This window comes from Rhodococcus sp. NPDC003382 (assembly GCF_053589135.1).
Genome location: NZ_JBSFRH010000003.1, coordinates 79,551 through 98,917, shown reverse-complemented (window position 1 = coordinate 98,917; position 19,367 = coordinate 79,551). Strand labels below are relative to the sequence as shown.

Below are 19,367 nucleotides of genomic sequence, written 5' to 3'. Positions count from 1 at the left end.
GGAAGCCGATCACTCGAAGTAGGACGCATAGTCCTTGAAGGGAACCTGCCCGGTCGGGCTGGCCTTCACGGCGTCGGCGACCTCCGGGGGGATGGGAGCCCAGTAGGCGGGCATCGCCGCCGCCAACGACGGCTTCAGGATGTAGAGCAGGGCGAAGTTCACGATCCACAGCGGCGGCGCCATCGACATGCCCACCTCCGAGGTCACGCCCTCCTTGGTGTTGGTCACCAGCTGCGCCGTCCCGGATATCTGTTGTGCCGCAAAGCCGTAGACCGCCTGAACCGTGTACGCCGACCGGTAGAGCGCCACCAGGGTATCCGTTGCGCCGTTGTTCCGCAGCCACGTACCCACGAAACCGCCCGGGGCGATCAGCGAATTCACCTGCCGCGTAGGTGCGTCCGCGTTGGCCGGACTCTCCAGCAACCCGGCGGGGTTCACGTAGAGCCCGTAGCTTCCGAGGACCGACGGTGTGGAAACGCCGTCGACATCCGAGAAGAGGGGCCGGCCGTTCGTATTGGTGAGGATCTCGGCGCACGCGTTGATCACCGCGGCGGCGTCGCTGCTGCCGCCGACTCCGCCTCCGGTGGTGAGGTCCTGATACTGCTGTTCGGTGAGAGCGTCCTCCGGCCCCAACCCGATGCGGGCGGCGATCTCTTCCGCAGCCTGCTGACCGAGCGACTGGTTGAGCTGCGACGGATCGGTCATCTGCGGAGGCGCCAGGTATTCGTAGCCGGGCGCTCCGGAGAACGGTGGGGAGAACCCGGTGTCCGTCGCCGGGTCGCCGACGGCCGTCCCGGTCGCAGACAAGGAGAGAACGCACGCTCCGACCAGTGCCAGTAGCGAGACGGTTCGGCGACGACGGGTTGCTCCGCGCCGAGGTTTCGGAACCACCGAATCTGTGCCGCGCATAGGTCATCCTCCCAGAACACCGTCGGGTGATCGAAGACGAGCCTTCTCAGTGAAACGCCCGGTCCGACGCCGCGTCAAGATCTACTTCGGCACGGCGTTACCGGATTCGAGCGTCGAACGGCGGTGGTGGGTGCGGGCTTTTGCGCGGTTGCCGCACAGTTCCATCGAGCACCACGTGCGGCGCCGGTTCCGGGAGTGGTCGTAGTAGGCCCAGCGGCAACTCGGTTCCCGGCAGGCCTTGAGGCGGCTCCAGGTGTCGTCCGCGACCGCCTCGGCGACCGCGATCAGCAGCCGGGTCAGGGCAGCGTCGATCGGGTCGCGCGAGGCCGGAATCAGCTGTGGCGGTGCAACGGTGACGTCGAGTGTCATCGGCAGGGACGGCGCGAGTGCGGCGATCCTCGCCGTGGCGTCCGGGTCCAGACCGTCCGGTCGGGGGCTGGCGACCGGCTCGGCGTTGTTGCCGGCGATCAGAGCCCGCAACCCCTCCCGGATGTGTGCGGCTCGATCCCGTTGCCGTGCAGTGGCGGACGCGGCGTCATGCGCCAGGTCGTGTGCATGGAACCAGTCCACGAGCTGTGCGGGGGTGGCGATGTCGTCCCGATCGGCCCGGCGCGTGTTGACGAACTCTTCGATCCAGCGGAGCCGTCCGGGCGCGGTTCCGACGGGATCGTTGTCCGGGCGAGGTTCCACCATGACCCCATCCTAACCATCTATTGACGTTGACAGGTTATGTAACTAGCGTAGTCCTTATACCGGTTAGCCGACGCGAGGCAAGCATCGGAATCGACACCGACAACCCCTGCGCCGTGGCCCGGTGACAGGAGAGGAGGCCATCGACATGGCTTCGGTAACCAGAGAGATCACGATCGCAGCCGATGCGGACCGCGCCTGGCAGGTTCTCGGCGACTTCATCGACGGACCGATCCGGATGGCGCCCGGTTTCGTACGCGACAGCGTCCTGAGCGAACCCGGAGTCAGGACCGTGACGTTCGTCGACGGAACGGTGATGCGGGAACGCGAGATCACGGTGGACGACGCCGGCCGACGGCTGGTCTACGCGATCGTCGGCGGCACCGCGCCACCGGAACACGACAACGCGTCGGTTCAGGTGTCCCCGCTCCCCGACGGGCGCTGCACAGTCACCTGGACCCACGACGTGCTTCCCGCCGGGTTCGCACCCGCCTGGGGTCCCAACATGGAACTCGTCCTCGAACTGTTCCGGAAGACACTGGAAGGCACACAAGACATTTCGACGTGAGCGCGACGATGCTACCGGTTCGGAAGGCGAAGACCGACACACTCGCTGCGCAGGCTACGAGTGCCCACGCGACGGTCGGCTCGCCCCGAAATGCGGGCGAGCCGACCGTCGCGCGAGGTCAGGAGACGATCAGCTCGTCGATCTGATTGATCGCCGACGAGGCACCCTCGACCACACCCATGTCGAGCACCGTCTGGAGCGCCTCGGCGGAGGCATACGTGGCCACATACGTTGCCCGCGTGCCACCTTCGTGTTCGGCGAAGGTGTAGACGTTCTCGGAGACCGGCAGTTCCGGATTCGGGTTGAAGTCGAGATCGGCGAAACCGTCGACGAAACTGAAGCTCGTCGGTTCGTCGACCGTCTTGATCTCCCAGTACCCGGCGTGCTTGTCGCCTTCGGGTCCCGTCATGAAGTAGGTGACACGGCCGCCCGGCCGGAGATCGTGGTCGACCACGGTCGCCGGGTAGGTCGGCGGACCCCACACCTTCTCCAGCTGGCGTGGGTCGGCGTAGACCTGCCAGATGCGCGCGACCGGGGCGGCGAAATCGGCTGTGATGGTCAGTGTTCGGTTGTCGATGTCGTGTCGGACGTCGGTGACAGGCATGTCGTCAGCTCTCCTCGGTCGAGTCGGTTGCGATGAGTTCGTCGATACGTGCGATGCGACCGCGCCACACCTGCTCGAGTTCGGTGAGCATGGACGCCACCGACCGCACCGCCGCCACGTCGCCACTGGCCAACTGCTCCCGGCCGCTGCGGCGCTTCGTCAGCAGGCCGGCCTTCTCCAATACCGCGACGTGCTTCTGGACAGCGGCGAAGCTCATGTCGTAGTTCGCCGCGAGCGCGGAAACCGAGTGCTCCCCGGCCAGCACACGGCGCAGGATGTCGCGCCGGGTTCGGTCGGACAGCGCGTGGAACAGGGCATCTGCCCGGTCCTCGTCGTCTCCGCTCACGAGAACCAATATACAACCAAATGGTTGTACGTCGTCAAGCCTCGGAGTGTTCCGCCAGGTCAGAGCCCCGGCGGGAATCCACCGGTCGCGATCGGACCCCAGCTTTCGATACGGACCCGGATCAGGGTCTTGTTCTGCCTGACCATGGCTTCGCGGTACTCGTCCCAGTCGGGATGCTCACCCGCGATGCAGCGGTAGTACTCGACGAGGCCGTCGAGCGCCTCCGGCATGTCCAGAACCTCCGCGCGTCCGTTCACCTGCACGTACGCGTCGTTCCAGTCGTCGGACAGGACGCAGAGCATCACGTGCGGATTCCGCCGCGCATTGCGGGCCTTGGCCCGCGCCGGGTAGGTGGACACCACGATGTGGCCGTCTGCGTCGACCCCGCAGGTCACCGGTGACATCTGCGGAGTGCCGTCCGAGCGGACCGTGGCCAGGACCGCCCGGTGTCGCGGGCGCAGGAATTCCAGTAGCGCATCACGATCGACCTTTTCGGCGGTGGCGATACGAGGCATGACGAACCCTTTCGATCGGAGTCGTGCGGGTACCAGGGAACGCTACCGCCTCCGAACGATCGCCTCCGAGCGAATGTACCGCTCGTCTCCTTCGATCGACTGAATGTACCGTTCGCTCGGAAAGACGGGGTGTGAGTACCCGCGACCGTGGCCGTGATCGGCGCGAATTCGCGTAGTCGGCTACGCGTGTGCCCGCGCTCGTCCGATCCCATCCTCGAACTGTCCCCCACCCGGCAGTACCGCAGTTCGTCGCGGTACCGACAGTCAGGAAGACCACGATGACCGCAACCCTTCCCGCCGCCCACAATGGTGCCGTCACCACCTCCGACCCGTCGGCGGAAACCTCACCCGTATCGCTCACCATCCCCGAATCCGACCTCGTGCAGTCCCCGCCGTCCGCGGGGCCGGCCGGTGCGCTCGCCGACCTCGCAGGGTCGGGTGCGGAGCAGCTCGCCGGCTACTCCGGAACCCCCGACGCCCCCGGAACCGACCTGCAGGAACTGCTGCGGATGAATCCGCCGGACGCGGCCGAAGCCACGTGGGGTCCCGCGCCGGCAGGACAGCCCGCACTCGAATCCGTCATCTTCCCCGACGATCGCGTCCAGATCGGTGACACGACCGTCTACCCGTGGCGTGTCCACTCGTACCTGCTCATCGAGCTGTCCAACGGCTCGTTTGCGAGCGGCACCGGTTTCTTCATCGGTCCGCACACCGTCATCACCGCCGGGCACTGCGTGTTCGCGCAGGGCAGCGGGCCCGGTTCCGGCTGGGTGCGTTCGGTGACGGTGATGCCCGGCCGCAACGGCTCGTCGCTGCCGTTCGGTTCCGTCCGGGCGAGCGGAAGTAGCCTGCGGTCGGTGCAGGGCTGGACGCAGAACGGCGACTCGAACTGGGACATCGGGGCACTCATCCTTCCCACGAATCTCGGCGACCGAACCGGCTGGCTGGGATTCGGCGTCTACGACGACAACACCCTCCTGTCGTCGATCGCCAACATCACCGGTTATCCGGGCGACAAGCCGACCGGCACGCAGTGGTATCACTCGCGGAGGCTGTCTTCGGTTGCTGCACAACGGATCTTCTACGAGGTCGACACGTTCGGCGGTCAGAGCGGCAGCGCCGTGTATCGCCTCGTGAACGGCCAACGGCACGCCTTCCGGATCCATACCAACGGCGTCTCACCGGGAGTGCCGGTGAACTCCGGTGTCCGTATCACCGGCCCGGTCTTCGACCGATTGAAGGCGTGGAAGGCGTGATTCGAGGCATCGTCCGCTGCGGAAACACCCCGGTCCCGTTCGCCCGCATCGTCGTGGTGACGGGTCCGGGGCCGATGCCGGAGATCGCGATCCTGTCCGGACCCGACGGCAGCTTCACCGTCGGCACGCCCTATCCCGGCCGGTACCTGCTGGCGGTGCACGCCGACGAGTATCGGCCCGCCCGGCTCGAAGTGACCCTGCCCGAGGCGTCCTCGACCGCCGAGGTCGTCGCCGCCCTCGAAACCCTCCCTACCTGAAGGAGTTCAGCTCTCCGCGGCGCTGATGCGCCGGTGTGCAGAAGTGGCGGTGGGAGCCGCCAGAAAGGCACACCGGCGCGTCAGCGCGGCGCGCGTGATTGCATGGAGCAAACGCACGAGGAGTTGCCGATGAGCTATTTCGAACGAACCGGGCCGACCACCTTCCGGGCCACGCATCACGTCGGCGGCGCGTGGGAAACGAACGAACAGCACATCGCACCGGCCCTCGGGCTGATGGCGCACGCCGTCGAACTCGACCGCGACGCCCGCCGGGACGACGGGCTGGCCATCGGCCGGCTCTCCTACGACATCCTGGGCACGCTCCCCATCGACGAGGTCGAGGTGCAGGTCGCCGTCCTGCGTCCCGGACGCACCATCGAACTCGTCGAGGCAGTCCTCGCACACGGAGGCCGTGCCGCCGTGCGCCTGCGCGCCTGGCTGATGCAGACCCGCCCGACCGCCGAACTCGAAGGAACGTCGCTCGCGCGGATCGCCCCGCCCGAGGAGATGGAGGAGTGGGATCCGACGTCGGTGTGGCCCGGCGGATTCATCGAGTCCGCGCAGGTGCGCCGTCGGCAGGTCGAGCCGGGCCGGGCGTCGTACTGGGTACGCACCCCGCTCCCCCTGGTCGCCGGTGAGGACATCAGCGCGGTCGCCGGGGCGGCAGGCCTCCTCGACATCGCCAACGGCATGACCGTGCGCGCCCATCCGAAGGACATCGCGTTCCCCAACATCGACCTGACCGCACATTTCTTCGCCGAGCCGCGCGGCGAGTGGCTCGGGTTCGACACCACCGTCTCGTTCGGGCCGACCGGTCTCGGGCTGACGAGCAGCGTCATCCACGACGTCCACGGGCCGATCGGCACCGCCTCGCAGGTACTGACCGTGCGCCCGTCCTGACCTGCCCGGGCCGGGCTCCACGACGCTCGGTAGTGTCCGTGAACATGCCTCGCGTCACCGTCACCCTGCACAATCACGCCCCCGCGGACGCGTCCGAGCATATCCGCCGGCACGTGCCGCACTACTGCGCGCTCGAAGCAGCGACGGGTGCGTGGAACCGCGTGCTGGCCGACACGCTCGACGGCTTCGATCCGGTCACGGACATCGTCGTCGTCAACGTGAACAGCAACTTTTCGCGCGAACTGTTCACCGAGGAAGCGCAGTTGGACATCGAAGCGACGCGGATCGGCACCACCTCGGTGACGCTGCGGGCAGGAATCGAGCAGGGCGGGTCACTCGCGGCGGATATGTCGGTGACGCTCGTGCAGGTCGGGGACGGCCGCTCCGCGGCGCGGCCGTGGTCGCCCGAGCAGATCGCGTCGCTGGAGGCGCTGCGCAGTCCCCTCCCGATCGCCGATTAGCCGCTCACGAGACGACGACCTCGAGGGGGAGACGGTCCAGGACGGTTTGCATCGTGTGACCGAAACATTCCGGGTCGGCGATCGGCCACCCGTGCCCGCCTGCGACGGTGAACACCGACGTTCCGCCCAGGCACGCGCGGAGCGATTCGACACTCGCCCGCGGGACCAGCTGATCGTCGTGGCTCCACACGAGCGCTGTCGGCAGACGCTGTTGCGCCAGCCGATCCAGAGATTCGTCGAGGTCCAGGCCCCGCGGGATGGAGTCGGTGCGCAATTCGGGTGCCGGATCACCGTCCGTGGTGACGGTGCGGCGCGGCGTATCGACCGAAGCGAGCATCCGTCGCACCAACGCCTCCTCCAGTGCCGTCCCCCGCTCCCGCGGTGATCCGTCGCCGAGCGGGGTCACCGCTCCACCGACGTCCGGCCACGGTCCTCCGTCCACCGGGTTCACGAGAACGAGCCGGGCCACCCGATCCGGAAGAACAGCGGCGGCGCGGATCGCAAGTGCCCCGCCGAACGAGTGCCCGACCAGGGTCACCGAACCGAGTCCGGCAGCATCGAGGAACCGACCGAGCCAGGCCGCGCCTTCCGCCACGGTCCGCTCATCGAGGGATTTGCCCGGCACTGCCGCGAAGGCAGGAATCGCCGGGGCAAAGACCCGTACGGTGCGGGCCAGCCCGGCCAGGGCATGCCGGTAGATCCAGGGCGTCAATCCATATCCGGGCACGAAGACCACCGGTGCTCCCCGGCCGAGGACGCCGCACACCTCCGCCCGGGCATCGACGTGAACAGTGGACCAGGACATCGTTGCGGGGTGACCATCGGTACGGGTGACCGGCGATCCGTGTCGGAGAGGCATGGGGACCTTCGATCGAACGGGTGGGGACACGTCCCACCATGTCGTTTTCCGCGCGATGCGGCGACGGCCGAAATACCCGCAGGGCATACCTGTTTCTCCAGGACGGACTCCGCTCAGAACAGACCGTCCCGGAAACCCTGACGCCACGACGGATACCGCAACTCCCAGCCGAGTTCCCGCTTGGCCTTGGCGTTGGAGAACCCGCGCCCCTCGGTCATCATCGTCACCGCCACATCGCCCGCCAGCAGCCGGGCGAGCCATCGCGGTACCCGCATCGGGGGTTTCGCGCCCGCGCAGGCGGCCAGATACGGCAGCCACTCCCCCGCCGGGGCGGGTTCGTCGTCGACGATGTTGTAGATGCCCTTCGCGTGCTGTTCGACCGCCAGCACGGTCGCACTCGCCGCGTCGTCGAGGTGCACCCACGAGCTGTATCCGGTGCCGCCGCCGACGAGCGGGAACTGCCGTTTGCGGACGAGTTCGACCTGATCGTCGCTCGCGCCGGGACCGTAGAGCCCGCCGTACCGCAGTGCCGCCCCGCCCGCCTCGAGGACCCGGTCCTCGACGTAGCGGATCGCATCGGCGCCCGGGCGCGCCTTCGTCCCCTCCTCCGGATCCAGCGGATCCTCTTCCGTCTTCACCCATCCGCCCGTGCGGATGCCGTTCCAGCTCGCATAGCTCTGTGCGACGACGTGCGGCATGCCGTTCGCCTCGGCCGCGGCCAGCAGGTGATCGGTGCCTTCGGTCCGCAACCGGATGGTCGTCGCGAACCACCGGTCGAAGTGCTTCATATCGGGTTTGCCCGAGTGCGCCGCGGAGATCGCGGTCATCTGGTGGACGATCGCATCGGGCCGGGCGGAGGCCACCGCCGCCGCCACCGAGTCCGCGTCCAGTCCGTCCATCACGACCGCATCGGCACCGAGCTGCCCGAGCAGACCGAGTTTGCCGGGGCCGGTCGTCGTCGCCGTCACCTGATGACCTCGCGCCACGAGCTGCGGCACCAGCCGTTGCCCGAGCACCCCGGATCCACCTGCCACGAAGACTCGCATGACCATCACCTTCTCGAATCGGATTCGTCCTCGTGGAGGTGTGACGATTCGGCCCGGTGTTGTGTGACACGAGGGTGTGGGACATGAGCGCAACACCGCCCGCCTCGCGCGGTTGCGGCCACAATGGTGCTGGACGCGGGAGGTTTGCCATGACCGACAGCACGCACGAGCCCCGAATCCACAGTGGCTCGCTCGCCGACGAGACCGTCGCCCTGGTGCGACGGTGGATCGCCGAGGCCGCGACGGTCCCGCCGGACCGCGGCGCCGAACAGCTCGCCGCGGTCCTGAAGGACCCGCACGGCCTCGAGTTCACGGTCGCGTTCATCGACGGGGTGATCCGGCCCGAGGATCCGCGGGTCGCCGCGCGCAATCTCGCGCACCTGTCCCGGGACCTTCCGGCCTTCCTGCCCGCGCACCTGCGCGCCGCGATCCGGGCCGGCGGCACGCTCGGTCCCGCCCTGCCGCACGTGGTGGTGCCCGCGGCGCGGCGGGCGCTGCGCGCGATGGTCGGGCATCTCGTGGTCGATGCGAGCGACGCGCGGCTCGGGCGCGCGATCGCGCGGCTGCGTCGCGACGGGGTGCGGCTGAACCTGAATCTGCTCGGGGAGGCGGTGCTCGGGGAACGCGAGGCCGACCGCCGGCTCGCCGGCACCCGCGCGCTGCTGGCCCGCGACGACGTGGACTACGTGTCGATCAAGGTGTCGGCGGCGGTCGCGCCGCATTCACCGTGGGCGTTCGACGAGGCGGTCGACGACGTGGTCGAGCGACTGGTGCCGCTGTACCACCTGGCCGCGACCTCCCCTTCCCCGAAGTTCATCAATCTGGACATGGAGGAGTACCGCGACCTGGACCTGACGATCGCGGTGTTCATGAAGATCCTGGACCGGCCGGAGTTCGCGCACCTGGAGGCGGGCATCGTCCTGCAGGCCTATCTGCCGGATTCGCTGGCGGCGATGATCCGGTTGCAGGACTGGTCCGCGGCGCGGCGGACGCGGGGCGGGGCGCCGATCAAGGTGCGGGTCGTCAAGGGCGCGAATCTTCCGATGGAACGTGTCGAGGCGTCGCTGCACGGCTGGCCGCTCGCGACCTGGGGTTCGAAGCAGGAGACGGATACGCACTACAAGCGTCTGCTGGACTACGCGTTCGAGCCCGACCGCATCGCCAACGTGCGGATCGGCGTCGCCGGTCACAACCTGTTCGACGTCGCGCACGCGTGGCTGCTCGCCGGGCAACGCGGGGTCCGTGACGGCGTCGAGTTCGAGATGTTGCTCGGGATGGCGCACAGCCAGGCCGAGGTGGTGCGCCGCCACGTCGGCGGGATCCTGCTGTACACGCCGGTGGTGCATCCGGACGAGTTCGACGTGGCGATCGCGTATCTGGTGCGGCGGCTCGAGGAGGGCGCGGGCCAGGACAACTTCATGTCGGCGGTTTTCGCGCTGCACGAGGACGAGTCGTTGTTCGAACGCGAGAAGCAGCGGTTCCTGGCGTCCCTGGCGGACGTGGACGGTTCCGTCCCCCCTCCGAACCGCACCCAGAACCGGCTGGTGGGTCCGCTCGAGCCGCCCGGCCCGGAGTTCGCGAACACGCCCGACACCGATCCGTCGCTGCCCGCGAACCGCACGTGGGCCCGGCAGATCCTCGGGCGTGCGGCCGGCTCCCGGCTGGGTGCCGCCGCGGTCGCGGCACACACGATCCGCACGGCCGACCAGCTCGACGACCTGCTGGCGACCGCCACCGCGCACGGCCGCGAGTGGGGCCTCCGCGCGGGCAGCGACCGCGCGGAGGTTCTGGAACGGGTCGCGTACGAGCTCGAATGCCGGCGCGGCGAGCTCGTCGAGGTGATGGTGTCCGAGGCCGGTAAGACTGTCGACCAGGCCGACCCGGAGGTGTCCGAGGCGATCGACTTCGCCCGCTGGTACGCCGATCGGACCCGCGACCTCGACGCCGTCGACGGCGCCCGGTTCGTGCCGTCCGCCCTGACCGTGGTGACGCCGCCGTGGAACTTCCCGGTCGCGATCCCTGCCGGATCGACGCTGGCGGCGCTGGCCGCGGGATCGGCGGTGGTGCTCAAACCGGCGGCGCTGACCGCCCGCTGCGGCGCGGTGCTGGCCGAGGCGATGTGGGCGGCGGGGGTGCCCCGCGACGTGCTTCATCTCGTGCGGCTCGCCGACCATGATCTGGGGCGGCAGTTGATCGCGGATCCGCGCGTGGACCGGGTGGTGCTCACCGGCGCCTACGAGACGGCGGAGCTGTTCCGGTCGTTCCGGCCCGATCTGCCGTTGCTCGCCGAGACCAGCGGCAAGAACGCGATCGTGGTGACACCGAGCGCCGATCTGGATCTCGCGGTGCGCGATGTCGTGCAGTCGGCGTTCGGGCACGCGGGGCAGAAGTGCTCGGCGGCGTCGTTGGTGATCCTCGTCGGGTCGGTCGCGTCGTCGCGCCGGTTCCGCAATCAGCTCGTCGACGCGGTGACGTCGCTGCCTGTGGGCCGCGCCGACGATCCGCGCAGCCGGATGGGGCCGCTCGTCGAGCCGGCCCGCGGCAAGTTGCTCGACGCGCTCACCACCCTGGGTCCGGGGGAATCGTGGCTCGTCGCCCCGCAGCGCCTCGACGAGTCGGGGCAGTTGTGGAGCCCCGGTGTCCGAATCGGTGTGCGGCCGGGTTCTCGCGCCCATCTCGTCGAGTTCTTCGGGCCGGTGCTGAGCATCATGACGGCCCGCGACCTCGACGAGGCGATCGCGCTCCAGAACCGGGTGGACTTCGGGCTGACGGCGGGGCTGCACAGTCTCGACTCCGAGGAGATCGCGCTGTGGCTGGACCGGGTCGAGGCCGGGAACCTGTACGTCAACCGCGGCATCACGGGCGCGATCGTGCGTCGGCAGCCGTTCGGCGGCTGGAAACGGTCGTCGGTCGGGGCCGGGTTCAAGGCCGGGGGCCCGAACTATCTCGTCGGTTTCGGGTCGTGGGAACCGGCGCCGCACAGCCCTGTCGACGAGACCGTGGACGGCGTCCCGGCGCTTCTTCTCGACGCGGCCGGGCTGTCGGAAGCCGAGCGCGAGTTCCTGCGCCGGTCGTTCGCGAGCGACGCCCGCGTGTGGCGCACCGAGTTCTCCCTCGCCCGCGACGTGAGTGCATTGACCGCCGAACGGAATCTGTTCCGGTACCGCCCGGTGCGGGTGCACGTCCGGCTCGGCGCGCGCGGGACCGCGGTCGAGTTGCTGCGGGTGCTCGGTGCCGCCGCCCGGTGCGGCGCATCCGTCGACGTGTCCACCACGGCGCCGCTGTCTCGCCAAACAACCCGCGTGATAGGGACTTTCGTGACATCTTTGGCGATCGAGACGGATGCGGCGTGGCTGAACCGGATCGGCAGGCCTGCCCCGGACCGCATCCGGCTGATCGGCGGCGACACCCGCGCGCTCGCCGAAAACCTGTACGGGCGTCCCGGAACTGCGGTGTACCACAATCGGGTCACCGAGTCCGGCCGGCTCGAAATGCTGCCGTTCCTGAGGGAACAGTCGGTCTCGATCACCGCGCACCGCTTCGGGACACCGAACCACCTCACCGACGGAATCGTTTGATGCCGGTTCAAGATCGGTTATGCCGAACCGGTGGGATCGCGGCGGCCGGTGGGGTGGAATAGGAACATGAACATCGCCGAAACCCCACCCCCCGAACGCCGCCGGAAGGCCCTCGCGGCCGTGAAGGAACTCGGACCCTCGCGCACAGAACAAGCGGTGCTGAAGGTGCGATGTCCGGCCAGCCACACCGTCGCCGCGGTCTACAAGACGACCGAAGGACCGGTGGTGGTCTCGGCCAGTGGCCCGGGTGGGCGCGGTTCCCGCGATCGGGAAGCCACCGGCCACCACGGCGACAAGCTCGATTCGGAATTCGTCGACACCCTGGAGGCGACACAGTTCGAGGACGATGCCATCCCCGCCGGATGCGCGTGCGGCCCACGCACCCTTTCCCGGAAGAAGCTGCAGGACGCCGTCGCTTCGCACGCGCACGTCGTGAATCTGACCTGACCCGTGCCGGGGCGGCGGTTCGGAGCGGGCCCGGCACACCCAGCGGGTAGATTCGACACCCGCGCCGATCGCGGTGCGCCACGCGATTCGAGATTGGGGAGGCCACCCGATGGCGTCGGTGTTCGTCGACTGGACCGACCAGGAACAGCAGGAGGCGGCCCGGTACATCGCCGACGCCGTCGTGGCGCGCCGTGATGCCTTCGTCGCCGAAACTGCGGAACTCACCGGCGCCGAGATCCCCGAGATAGCGAGCACCGAGCGAGACCGCGCTCTGCTGCTGGCCAGCATCGCCGAGAACACCACGGTGCTGATGACAGCCCTGCTCGAGGGCACCGATCCGTCGGCGGTCGACCCTCCCCCCGAGGCACTCGCGCTGGCACGGGAACTGGCCCGCCGGGGCGGGTCGCTTGCGCACCTGCTGCGCGCCTACCGGATCGGTCAGGCGCGCTTCACCAGCATGTGCATGGACGTGGCCGACGATGCCGCCCCGGCCGACAACCGGGTCGCGTTGCGGGCCGCGGTCAGCAAGACCGCCGCCTTCATCGACCACCTCTCCGAGCGCGTCACCCTCGCCTACGAGGAGGAGCGGGAACGGTGGATCGCCAGCCGCAGTGGTCTGACCCAGTACTGGATCAGCCAGATACTGACCGGCGCGGTGACCGACGCCGAACAGGCCGGCGCACTCGAGTATCCGCTCGACGGCATGCACCTGGCGATGGCGCTGTGGATTCCGGAATCGAAACGATCGCCCTTCCCCGATGTCGCAACGGCGGTCCAGCAACTGCTCACCGAGGTCGCTCCGGGCGCGGCCACGCTCGCGGTGCATACCGAACCGCTCGCGATGAACGCGTGGCTCGCCCTGCATGGTGATGTCGTCGACGTGATCGAGCGTCTGCGGGCCGCGATCGAGGCGGCCGACGTGCCGTTGCGCGTTGCGGTCGGACTCCCGGGGAGCGGTATCGAGGGATTCCGTGCCGGGCATCGGCAGGCGGCCGCCGTCAAGGCACTGACGAGCACCGCGGTGCCGGAGGCACCGGCGCTGGTGTGGTACGCGGAGATCGCGCCGGTCGCGATGCTCGCCGGGGATCTCACGGAGATGCGCACTTTCGTCGCCGGCATGCTGGGCCCGCTCGCCGAAGACACCGATCGCGCCGCCGAACTGCGCGAAACCCTGCGGGTGCACCTGTCCTGCAATCGCAGCCCCGCGACCACGGCAGCGCGGATGAACCTGCACCGCAACACGATCCGGTACCGGATTCAGCAGGCCACCGAGGAACTCCGACGCGATCTCGAGGACATCGACCCGTTCACGCTCACCGCAGCCCTCGAGATCTGCCGGTGGTACGGGCACGGGGTCCTGATCCCGCGCCGGACCGGCGTCACAACCTGATGCCCAGGGCGCGGCCGGCCAGGTCGGCGACCTCGTCGGCCCACCCCAGAATCGACAACGTCGAATCGATGTTCTGCGGTGGTGTCCGGATCAGAGTGTCGCGGCGGATGAGCCGTTCCCAGTCGACGGTGATCGGCCCGGTTCGCAACTCCCCGCTGGGGTGACGGAACTCGACGCCGGCCTGCGCCATGATCGTCATGATCTCCTGCGCGAGGATCCCGTAGCCGACCGTCGTCGGATGCACTCCGTCGAGGGAGAAGAACCCGCCGGTGGCGCGTCCCCCGCGACCGTCCGCGGTGAGGAACCGCGAATCGGGCACCGGATCGAGCGCGGCCAGGGCCGCGGGCAAGGGATAGGGCGTCCACCACGCCGGGCGGGCCTGCACGTCGTCGATGTAGCGGCGCAACGCGAGCCGCTCGAGCAGGCCGCACACGTCGAGCAGATACCAGTCCCGCGGCGGGCCGGACGTTCCCGCGCGGGCCTCGGCGACGACCCGCGTGATGGTGGTGTTGTAGAGGTCGATCGCCGCGTCGACGACGGCGGCCTGCGCGCCGGTGATGTTCGGATCCCGCGTGGCGTCGAATCGCCGCTCGTCGATCCACGGCCGCGTGTAGTACGGGAAGTACCGCGAGCCGTGCTCGACCTTCGAGCCCAGGCCCCGCGCGATCGGCGCGATCGTGACGTGCGGAATCGTGCACCAGACGACGTGGCGCGCGGAGATGCGTTCGACCTGCGCCACCACCTCGGCGAACTCCGCGTCGAAATGTTCGGGACGCCAGATCGTGTACGGCCCCTTCTTCGCGAGGTCGCGGAAGTCCGGTCCGCTCCACTCCACCCGCAGGTCGGTGACGGTGCCGAGCGCGTTGTTGGAACCGAGGAACACCACGAGGGTTTCGATGCCGCTCTCCGTCGTGCCGTCGTGGTCGTCGCCGAGTGCGGCCGCCGCGTCGAACAGGGTCATCTCCCATTGCGGCGGCGCCCAGTGCGGATACACGTGCAGCGCCGCGCGGTCGCCGTTGTTCTGCACCACCTGGTTCAGGAAATCGTCGCCGGGTGTCTCGATCGCGTCCGCGCAGATCCGGGCGGTGCGGCTCAGCGCGTCGCGCAGATCCCAGCCGAAGCAGGACAGATTGTGCTGGTAGGCCGCAACGACCGGGGCGGTCGCGCCGGGGCCTCGTTCCCAGTAGTCCTCTACCTCGTCCATGAACGAGCGCACGTCGAACAGCGCGAGCGGCACCTCCCACGGTTGCAGCGACGAGCCGAACCGGTCCTCGAGGCGGCGCAACATCAGTTCGATGTTCAGTGGCAGCCCGCCCGGTCCCCCGTAGCGCGGGAAGCGGAACGCGCGCAGCGCTCCGAGTTCGTACGCGATGATCGCCGGAACCGAGAGGTCGGTGTGGAACACCGCGCCGCTCTGGAAGCCCTGCAGCAGCGAATCCCCGAGCGCCACGATGCGGTGCGGGGGCGTGCCGCGCACCTCGGCTTCGACGACGATTCCGAGCGTGGGATCGAACTCCGGCGTCCTGGGTTCCTTCTTCGCCTGCGCTGCAACGTCTCTCGGCGTTCCCTGCGGAATGTCGCGCGTCTGTGCCGGCATCGCTCGTCCTTCCGGACCGGAGGTGGCTCCCTCGAGCGTGAGCCGTCGCCCCGTCGTTGTCAACGATGACCGATGATGGACACCGGTGCCCCGATCGGAAGGAGAAGGGATGGACACTCCCGATTTCGCGCACACCGACCAGGCCGCGAAGAATCGCCGCGAGAAGTCGGTGATCCTCGCCCGTTTCGCGTGGGATCGTGGCATCACCGGCGCCGAGTTGCTCGCGATGACCGACGACTACCGCCGTCGGCTGGCGCGGGAGGCGGGCGCGCATCCCCCACGCACGATGGAGACCTGGAACTACGTGGCCGCACTGCTCGACGAGAAGACCGAGTGGGCGCGCAACCATCCGGATCATCCGGCGGCCGCGCGAGCCCACCCGGACGAGAAGATCATGTGGGTGAAGCCGCCGGTGCGATCGTGGTTCGAGTGAGCGGCCCGTCGGAGGCGGTGGCCCGCGCGGTGGCACTGGTCAGCCGCAGCGGCCAGCACGTGGGAGCACCGGAGGGCGGGCCGCTGCCCGTCGTGGGGCGGGGACGGTGGGCGCACCACGGGGTGATGATCGGCGACCTGCCCGCCCCGCACCGGTTCCTGAGCGTGATGGGCATCGCCGGTCGGCCCGGGCCGGTGGTGTTCGATCAGCCGGCCGCGCCGGATCGAGGCGGTGACTCGGTGACGCTGGTGTCCACGACCGCGGCGACCACCGAATCCGGATTCACGCCGCTGTCGATCCGCCGGGACTGCGACCTGCGGCCGGGCACGGCGTCGTTCGGAGAGCACCTGTCGATGACCGTGTCCGCCTCGGATGTCCGGGTGCAGCGCACGTGGCCGGCCGATGCGGTCGCGGTGGATCTGCTGCTGCACCCGACCGGGGTGATCACGACCTTCTTCGCGATCCCCGGGTTGTACCGGCATTCGAGCCGGCTGTGCCGTTACGAGGGCACCCTCACCGACCCCGACGGCACCCGGACGGTCACGGGTCTGGCCGCGCTCGAGTACGCGCACGGTGTCGCGGTCCCCGCGCGGCTGCCGGTGCGCACGTTCGTCTACCAGGTCCTGAGCGTCGACGACGACACGCAGCTGCTGCTCACCTCGGTGCTCGGCCCGGGGGATGTGCCGGTGCTGCGGACCGCGTTCCTGCGCAGCGCGACCGGGACGGTGGAGACGGTGCGGGTGGGTGTCCGGCTGCGCATCGACACCGCACGCGAGGTTCGCACCCCGGACGGGCGGCGCATGCTGCTGCCGGGCGAGTTCCGCTGGGACATTCCCGGCGTCGGGCACGTCGACGGACACGCCGACGGCGACTGGGCGTACGGGCTCGGCGCCGGATACGTCGGCGGGATCCGGTTCGACGGCCGCTGGCGGGGCCGGCGGGTCGCCGGCTCCGGATATTGCGAATACATCGATCGGCGCAGCGAGTCCACACGGCCGACCTCGCCGGACGGGTAGAATCGGACACGCGGTTTTCTTCACCGACAACGTCTTCCGGCGACGAGGAGCACCGTCCGATGGCGATTCGCGACTACCGGCCGAGCCCCCTCCAGTCCGCCGAGGTGATCGATGCGGGCGACCAGTGGACCCTCGTGTTCAGCCGTGACTTCCCGCAGTTCCCGGACGTGGTGTGGGTGGCCCTGACCGATCCGGCGCAGGTCGTGCAGTGGGCGCCGTACCGGCCGGAACGGCATCTCGGCACCGTGGGGCCGGCGACGCTGATCGTCGTCGACGGCGACGAAGCCACCGAGTTCGACGGCACCGTCGTCGCCGCGGGCACCCCGCACGTGCTCGAACACCGGTGGGATGAGGACTGGTTGCGCTGGGAGATCACACCCCGCCCCGGCGGATGCACGCTGACGTTGCAGCACACCGTCACCGGGCCGGACACCTCGGCCGAGCTCGCCGCGGGCTGGCACATGTGTCTCGACGTGCTGCAGGAGGTGATGGAGCACCGCTCCCCCGGGCCGATCGTCGGGCGCGACGCTCTCGACCTCGGCTGGACCGAACTGTACGAGGCGTACAGCAAGCGACTCCGCGGCGGATCGTGATTTCTGCCGTGCGGGCGGGCACGGATCCGTTTTTCCGAGCGAATGTATCGTTCGGTCGGTTGAAGGAGACGAGCGGTACATTCGCTCGGGCATCGGGCGCCGGGCATCGGGCGCCGGCGGGCTTCTGATCGAATGGGTGCCGGAGTCGACGACGGGAGTCAGCAGTGGGTGGCAGGGCGATCACGCCGGTCCGGGTCAAGAACGTCACGATCGGCGAGGGCACACCCAAGATCATCGTGCCGATCACCGGTCGCACCCCCGGCGAACTGCGTACCCAGGTCGAGGCGCTGACCGGCGTCGACGTCGACATCGTCGAATGGCGCACGGACTTCTTCGACACCCTCACCGACACCGCGAGCGTCGTCGAGCAGGCCCGCGTCCTCGCCGGGCACCTCAGCGGGATCCCCCTGCTCGCCACGTGCCGCACCCGGCACGAAGGCGGCGAGGCCGACCTGACCGACGACGCGTACGCCGACGCGAACGTCGCGCTCGCCGAATCCGGGGCCGTCGACCTGGTCGACGTCGAATACCGCCGCGACCGGGCAGCCGTCCACCGGATCGTGGCCGCGGCGCACGCACGGAAGGTCGCGGTGGTCGCGTCGAACCACGATTTCGACGGCACCCCCGCGAAGGACGAGATCGTCGCGCGGCTGGTCGCGATGCAGGATCTGGGCGCCGACATCTGCAAGATCGCGGTGATGCCGCGCGGCGCCGCCGACGTGGTGACCCTGCTCGACGCGACCCGCACGATGCACGAGGAACACGCCGACCGGCCCATCGTCACGATGGCGATGGGCGGGCTCGGCGTCGTCTCCCGGCTGGCCGGTCAGGTGTTCGGTTCGGCCGCGACGTTCGGGATGGTCGGCAAGGCGTCGGCGCCCGGGCAGGTCGACGCCGCCGACCTGAAGGTCGCGTTGAACCTGCTCGACCGCGCCCTCACGACCGGCTGACCGGGTCCTGTTGCGTCCCGTCGTCCGGGGCGGCGGCGTCCCAGATGTCCAGCAGCGACCGCAGGATCTCCTCCGAAACCCCGAGTCCGCCGAGGTGGCTCTCCCCGGGCAGGTGGTGGAACTGGGCGTCGGGCAGCAGATCGACCATGTGCAGGCCGTGTTCGAACGGGATGATGTGGTCGGTGTCGCCGTGCCACCAGCGCACCGGCGTCTTGACGTCGGACACCCGGAAACCCCAGTCGCGGGCGAAGACCACGACATCCGCGAACGGCGCGGCCATCTGCTTGCGGCTGCCGTTGAGCAGGTCGTCGAGGAACATCGCCTTGAACTCGGGGCGGGCCAGCAGGCGGCGGTCCGCTTCCGGTGACACCCGGCCGTACAGGTCGATGATCGGCGATCCGAGCGGGCGGACCAGCCGGATCAGCGAACTCAGTACGACCCCCGCGGGCACCCCACCGACCTCGAGCAGCGGTGCCACGAACGTGCCCAACTTCATCAGCCCGCCGTCGATGGCATCCGGGCCGACGACGGGCGCGACCCCGCCGAGCACGCCCGCGGCGACGACCCGATCGGGCATCGCGTACGCCGCGGCCAGCGTGTACGGGCCACCCCCGGACAGCCCGACGACCGCCATCCGATCCACCCCGAGGGTGTCGGCGACGGTCTTCAGGTCCTCGGTGAATGCGAGGACGTTCTCGTAGCGGTGCGGCGTGGACGAACCGATTCCCGGCCGGTCGATGCCGATCAGCCGGACGTTGGCGTGTTCGGCGAAAGCCCTGGCCTCGACCGGGATCTGCCGGCGCGCGCCGGGTGTGCCGTGCAGCCAGAACACCGTGCGTCCCTGCGCGGAACCGAACTCGGCGAACCCGATCCGCCGCCCCCGCCCCACCGCGACGGTCCCCTCCAGTTTCGGACGTTCGACGTCTACCATGCGCGACAGCATGCCACGTGA

General features: G+C 69.3%; 21 protein-coding genes. 12 read left to right on the top strand and 9 right to left on the bottom strand.

Annotation, left to right across the window (positions count from 1 at the left end; genetic code table 11):
• Positions 1–9: 9 nt before the first annotated feature.
• On the bottom strand, positions 10–909 hold the full coding sequence (locus tag ACWDUD_RS03800; RefSeq protein ID WP_450108366.1) for a hypothetical protein: 900 nt from the start codon (positions 907–909) through the stop codon (positions 10–12).
• An 81-nt stretch (positions 910–990) separates the two neighbouring features.
• Positions 991–1,602 carry a CGNR zinc finger domain-containing protein gene (locus tag ACWDUD_RS03795; protein ID WP_450108365.1) on the bottom strand — a complete coding sequence of 204 codons (612 nt, stop codon included), beginning with the start codon at positions 1,600–1,602 and terminating at the stop codon, positions 991–993.
• A gap of 145 nt (positions 1,603–1,747) precedes the next feature.
• On the opposite strand from ACWDUD_RS03795, the gene ACWDUD_RS03790 reads away from it, so the two are divergent.
• Complete coding sequence (locus ACWDUD_RS03790; protein WP_450108364.1) at positions 1,748–2,167, top strand: SRPBCC family protein; 420 nt, start codon at positions 1,748–1,750, stop codon at positions 2,165–2,167.
• Between the two features lie 118 nt (positions 2,168–2,285).
• Here ACWDUD_RS03790 and ACWDUD_RS03785 read toward each other — a convergent pair whose 3' ends face one another.
• From ACWDUD_RS03785 to ACWDUD_RS03775, 3 genes are read right to left on the bottom strand one after another with little or no spacing between them, the layout of a single operon-like run.
• On the bottom strand, positions 2,286–2,771 hold the full coding sequence (locus tag ACWDUD_RS03785; RefSeq protein ID WP_197256436.1) for an SRPBCC family protein: 486 nt from the start codon (positions 2,769–2,771) through the stop codon (positions 2,286–2,288).
• A 4-nt stretch (positions 2,772–2,775) separates the two neighbouring features.
• Complete coding sequence (locus ACWDUD_RS03780) at positions 2,776–3,117, bottom strand: ArsR/SmtB family transcription factor (protein WP_197256434.1); 342 nt, start codon at positions 3,115–3,117, stop codon at positions 2,776–2,778.
• A gap of 59 nt (positions 3,118–3,176) precedes the next feature.
• Positions 3,177–3,632 (bottom strand): PPOX class F420-dependent oxidoreductase, encoded by a 456-nt coding sequence (locus ACWDUD_RS03775; protein WP_450108363.1) that lies wholly within the window; start codon positions 3,630–3,632, stop codon positions 3,177–3,179.
• A 278-nt stretch (positions 3,633–3,910) separates the two neighbouring features.
• On the opposite strand from ACWDUD_RS03775, the gene ACWDUD_RS03770 reads away from it, so the two are divergent.
• The 4 genes from ACWDUD_RS03770 to ACWDUD_RS03755 all read left to right on the top strand — a co-directional run bounded on the left by ACWDUD_RS03770 (position 3,911) and on the right by ACWDUD_RS03755 (position 6,506).
• Positions 3,911–4,888 carry a trypsin-like serine peptidase gene (locus ACWDUD_RS03770; protein ID WP_450108362.1) on the top strand — a complete coding sequence of 326 codons (978 nt, stop codon included), beginning with the start codon at positions 3,911–3,913 and terminating at the stop codon, positions 4,886–4,888.
• On the top strand, positions 4,885–5,145 hold the full coding sequence (locus ACWDUD_RS03765; RefSeq protein WP_197256428.1) for a peptidase associated/transthyretin-like domain-containing protein: 261 nt from the start codon (positions 4,885–4,887) through the stop codon (positions 5,143–5,145). Before ACWDUD_RS03770 ends, ACWDUD_RS03765 begins: the two co-directional genes overlap by 4 nt.
• A 129-nt stretch (positions 5,146–5,274) precedes the next feature.
• On the top strand, positions 5,275–6,045 hold the full coding sequence (locus tag ACWDUD_RS03760) for a thioesterase family protein (RefSeq protein ID WP_197256426.1): 771 nt from the start codon (positions 5,275–5,277) through the stop codon (positions 6,043–6,045).
• Positions 6,046–6,089: 44 nt separating this feature from the next.
• Complete coding sequence (locus tag ACWDUD_RS03755) at positions 6,090–6,506, top strand: acyl-CoA thioesterase family protein (RefSeq protein WP_197256424.1); 417 nt, start codon at positions 6,090–6,092, stop codon at positions 6,504–6,506.
• Positions 6,507–6,510: 4 nt separating this feature from the next.
• On the opposite strand, the gene ACWDUD_RS03750 is transcribed toward ACWDUD_RS03755, so the two are convergent.
• Together ACWDUD_RS03750 and ACWDUD_RS03745 are read right to left on the bottom strand one after the other, a co-directional pair.
• Complete coding sequence (locus ACWDUD_RS03750; RefSeq protein ID WP_450108361.1) at positions 6,511–7,311, bottom strand: alpha/beta fold hydrolase; 801 nt, start codon at positions 7,309–7,311, stop codon at positions 6,511–6,513.
• A 167-nt stretch (positions 7,312–7,478) separates the two neighbouring features.
• Positions 7,479–8,411: an NAD-dependent epimerase/dehydratase family protein gene (locus ACWDUD_RS03745; RefSeq protein ID WP_450108360.1), complete on the bottom strand. Its 933-nt coding sequence runs from the start codon at positions 8,409–8,411 to the stop codon at positions 7,479–7,481.
• Between the two features lie 149 nt (positions 8,412–8,560).
• Here ACWDUD_RS03745 and ACWDUD_RS03740 point away from each other — a divergent pair, with 149 nt between their 5' ends.
• The 3 genes from ACWDUD_RS03740 to ACWDUD_RS03730 all read left to right on the top strand — a co-directional run bounded on the left by ACWDUD_RS03740 (position 8,561) and on the right by ACWDUD_RS03730 (position 13,826).
• Positions 8,561–11,989: a proline dehydrogenase family protein gene (locus ACWDUD_RS03740; RefSeq protein ID WP_450108359.1), complete on the top strand. Its 3,429-nt coding sequence runs from the start codon at positions 8,561–8,563 to the stop codon at positions 11,987–11,989.
• Between the two features lie 66 nt (positions 11,990–12,055).
• The gene (locus ACWDUD_RS03735) at positions 12,056–12,436 is read left to right on the top strand and encodes a hypothetical protein (protein WP_197256418.1); all 381 of its coding nucleotides are present in this window, start codon (positions 12,056–12,058) and stop codon (positions 12,434–12,436) included.
• Positions 12,437–12,545: 109 nt separating this feature from the next.
• Positions 12,546–13,826, top strand: coding sequence for a PucR family transcriptional regulator (locus ACWDUD_RS03730; protein WP_197256416.1), 1,281 nt, complete (start codon positions 12,546–12,548; stop codon positions 13,824–13,826).
• On the opposite strand, the gene ACWDUD_RS03725 is transcribed toward ACWDUD_RS03730, so the two are convergent.
• A complete protein-coding gene (locus ACWDUD_RS03725) occupies positions 13,816–15,423 on the bottom strand; it encodes a hypothetical protein (RefSeq protein WP_450108358.1) in 1,608 nt (535 codons plus the stop codon). The genes ACWDUD_RS03730 and ACWDUD_RS03725 overlap by 11 nt on opposite strands.
• 109 nt (positions 15,424–15,532) lie before the next feature.
• Here ACWDUD_RS03725 and ACWDUD_RS03720 point away from each other — a divergent pair, with 109 nt between their 5' ends.
• The 4 genes from ACWDUD_RS03720 to aroD all read left to right on the top strand — a co-directional run bounded on the left by ACWDUD_RS03720 (position 15,533) and on the right by aroD (position 18,415).
• Positions 15,533–15,856 (top strand): hypothetical protein, encoded by a 324-nt coding sequence (locus ACWDUD_RS03720; protein ID WP_197256413.1) that lies wholly within the window; start codon positions 15,533–15,535, stop codon positions 15,854–15,856.
• The gene (locus ACWDUD_RS03715; RefSeq protein ID WP_450108357.1) at positions 15,853–16,872 is read left to right on the top strand and encodes a DUF6670 family protein; all 1,020 of its coding nucleotides are present in this window, start codon (positions 15,853–15,855) and stop codon (positions 16,870–16,872) included. Before ACWDUD_RS03720 ends, ACWDUD_RS03715 begins: the two co-directional genes overlap by 4 nt.
• 59 nt (positions 16,873–16,931) lie before the next feature.
• The gene (locus tag ACWDUD_RS03710; protein WP_197256408.1) at positions 16,932–17,465 is read left to right on the top strand and encodes an SRPBCC family protein; all 534 of its coding nucleotides are present in this window, start codon (positions 16,932–16,934) and stop codon (positions 17,463–17,465) included.
• 164 nt (positions 17,466–17,629) lie between these two features.
• Positions 17,630–18,415: a type I 3-dehydroquinate dehydratase gene (gene aroD, locus ACWDUD_RS03705; protein WP_450108356.1), complete on the top strand. Its 786-nt coding sequence runs from the start codon at positions 17,630–17,632 to the stop codon at positions 18,413–18,415.
• Here the strand turns inward: aroD and ACWDUD_RS03700 are convergent.
• On the bottom strand, positions 18,402–19,346 hold the full coding sequence (locus ACWDUD_RS03700; protein WP_450108355.1) for an alpha/beta fold hydrolase: 945 nt from the start codon (positions 19,344–19,346) through the stop codon (positions 18,402–18,404). The genes aroD and ACWDUD_RS03700 overlap by 14 nt on opposite strands.
• Positions 19,347–19,367: the final 21 nt, after the last annotated feature.

Coding starts and splice junctions, on each gene's coding strand:
- ACWDUD_RS03800 (WP_450108366.1), bottom strand. CDS start 909: ATGCGCGGCACAGATTCGGTGGTTCCGAAACCTCGGCGCGGAGCAACC.
- ACWDUD_RS03795 (WP_450108365.1), bottom strand. CDS start 1,602: ATGGTGGAACCTCGCCCGGACAACGATCCCGTCGGAACCGCGCCCGGA.
- ACWDUD_RS03790 (WP_450108364.1), top strand. CDS start 1,748: ATGGCTTCGGTAACCAGAGAGATCACGATCGCAGCCGATGCGGACCGC.
- ACWDUD_RS03785 (WP_197256436.1), bottom strand. CDS start 2,771: ATGCCTGTCACCGACGTCCGACACGACATCGACAACCGAACACTGACC.
- ACWDUD_RS03775 (WP_450108363.1), bottom strand. CDS start 3,632: ATGCCTCGTATCGCCACCGCCGAAAAGGTCGATCGTGATGCGCTACTG.
- ACWDUD_RS03770 (WP_450108362.1), top strand. CDS start 3,911: ATGACCGCAACCCTTCCCGCCGCCCACAATGGTGCCGTCACCACCTCC.
- ACWDUD_RS03760 (WP_197256426.1), top strand. CDS start 5,275: ATGAGCTATTTCGAACGAACCGGGCCGACCACCTTCCGGGCCACGCAT.
- ACWDUD_RS03755 (WP_197256424.1), top strand. CDS start 6,090: ATGCCTCGCGTCACCGTCACCCTGCACAATCACGCCCCCGCGGACGCG.
- ACWDUD_RS03750 (WP_450108361.1), bottom strand. CDS start 7,311: ATGTCCTGGTCCACTGTTCACGTCGATGCCCGGGCGGAGGTGTGCGGC.
- ACWDUD_RS03745 (WP_450108360.1), bottom strand. CDS start 8,411: ATGCGAGTCTTCGTGGCAGGTGGATCCGGGGTGCTCGGGCAACGGCTG.
- ACWDUD_RS03740 (WP_450108359.1), top strand. CDS start 8,561: ATGACCGACAGCACGCACGAGCCCCGAATCCACAGTGGCTCGCTCGCC.
- ACWDUD_RS03735 (WP_197256418.1), top strand. CDS start 12,056: ATGAACATCGCCGAAACCCCACCCCCCGAACGCCGCCGGAAGGCCCTC.
- ACWDUD_RS03730 (WP_197256416.1), top strand. CDS start 12,546: ATGGCGTCGGTGTTCGTCGACTGGACCGACCAGGAACAGCAGGAGGCG.
- ACWDUD_RS03725 (WP_450108358.1), bottom strand. CDS start 15,423: ATGCCGGCACAGACGCGCGACATTCCGCAGGGAACGCCGAGAGACGTT.
- ACWDUD_RS03720 (WP_197256413.1), top strand. CDS start 15,533: ATGGACACTCCCGATTTCGCGCACACCGACCAGGCCGCGAAGAATCGC.
- ACWDUD_RS03710 (WP_197256408.1), top strand. CDS start 16,932: ATGGCGATTCGCGACTACCGGCCGAGCCCCCTCCAGTCCGCCGAGGTG.
- ACWDUD_RS03700 (WP_450108355.1), bottom strand. CDS start 19,346: ATGGTAGACGTCGAACGTCCGAAACTGGAGGGGACCGTCGCGGTGGGG.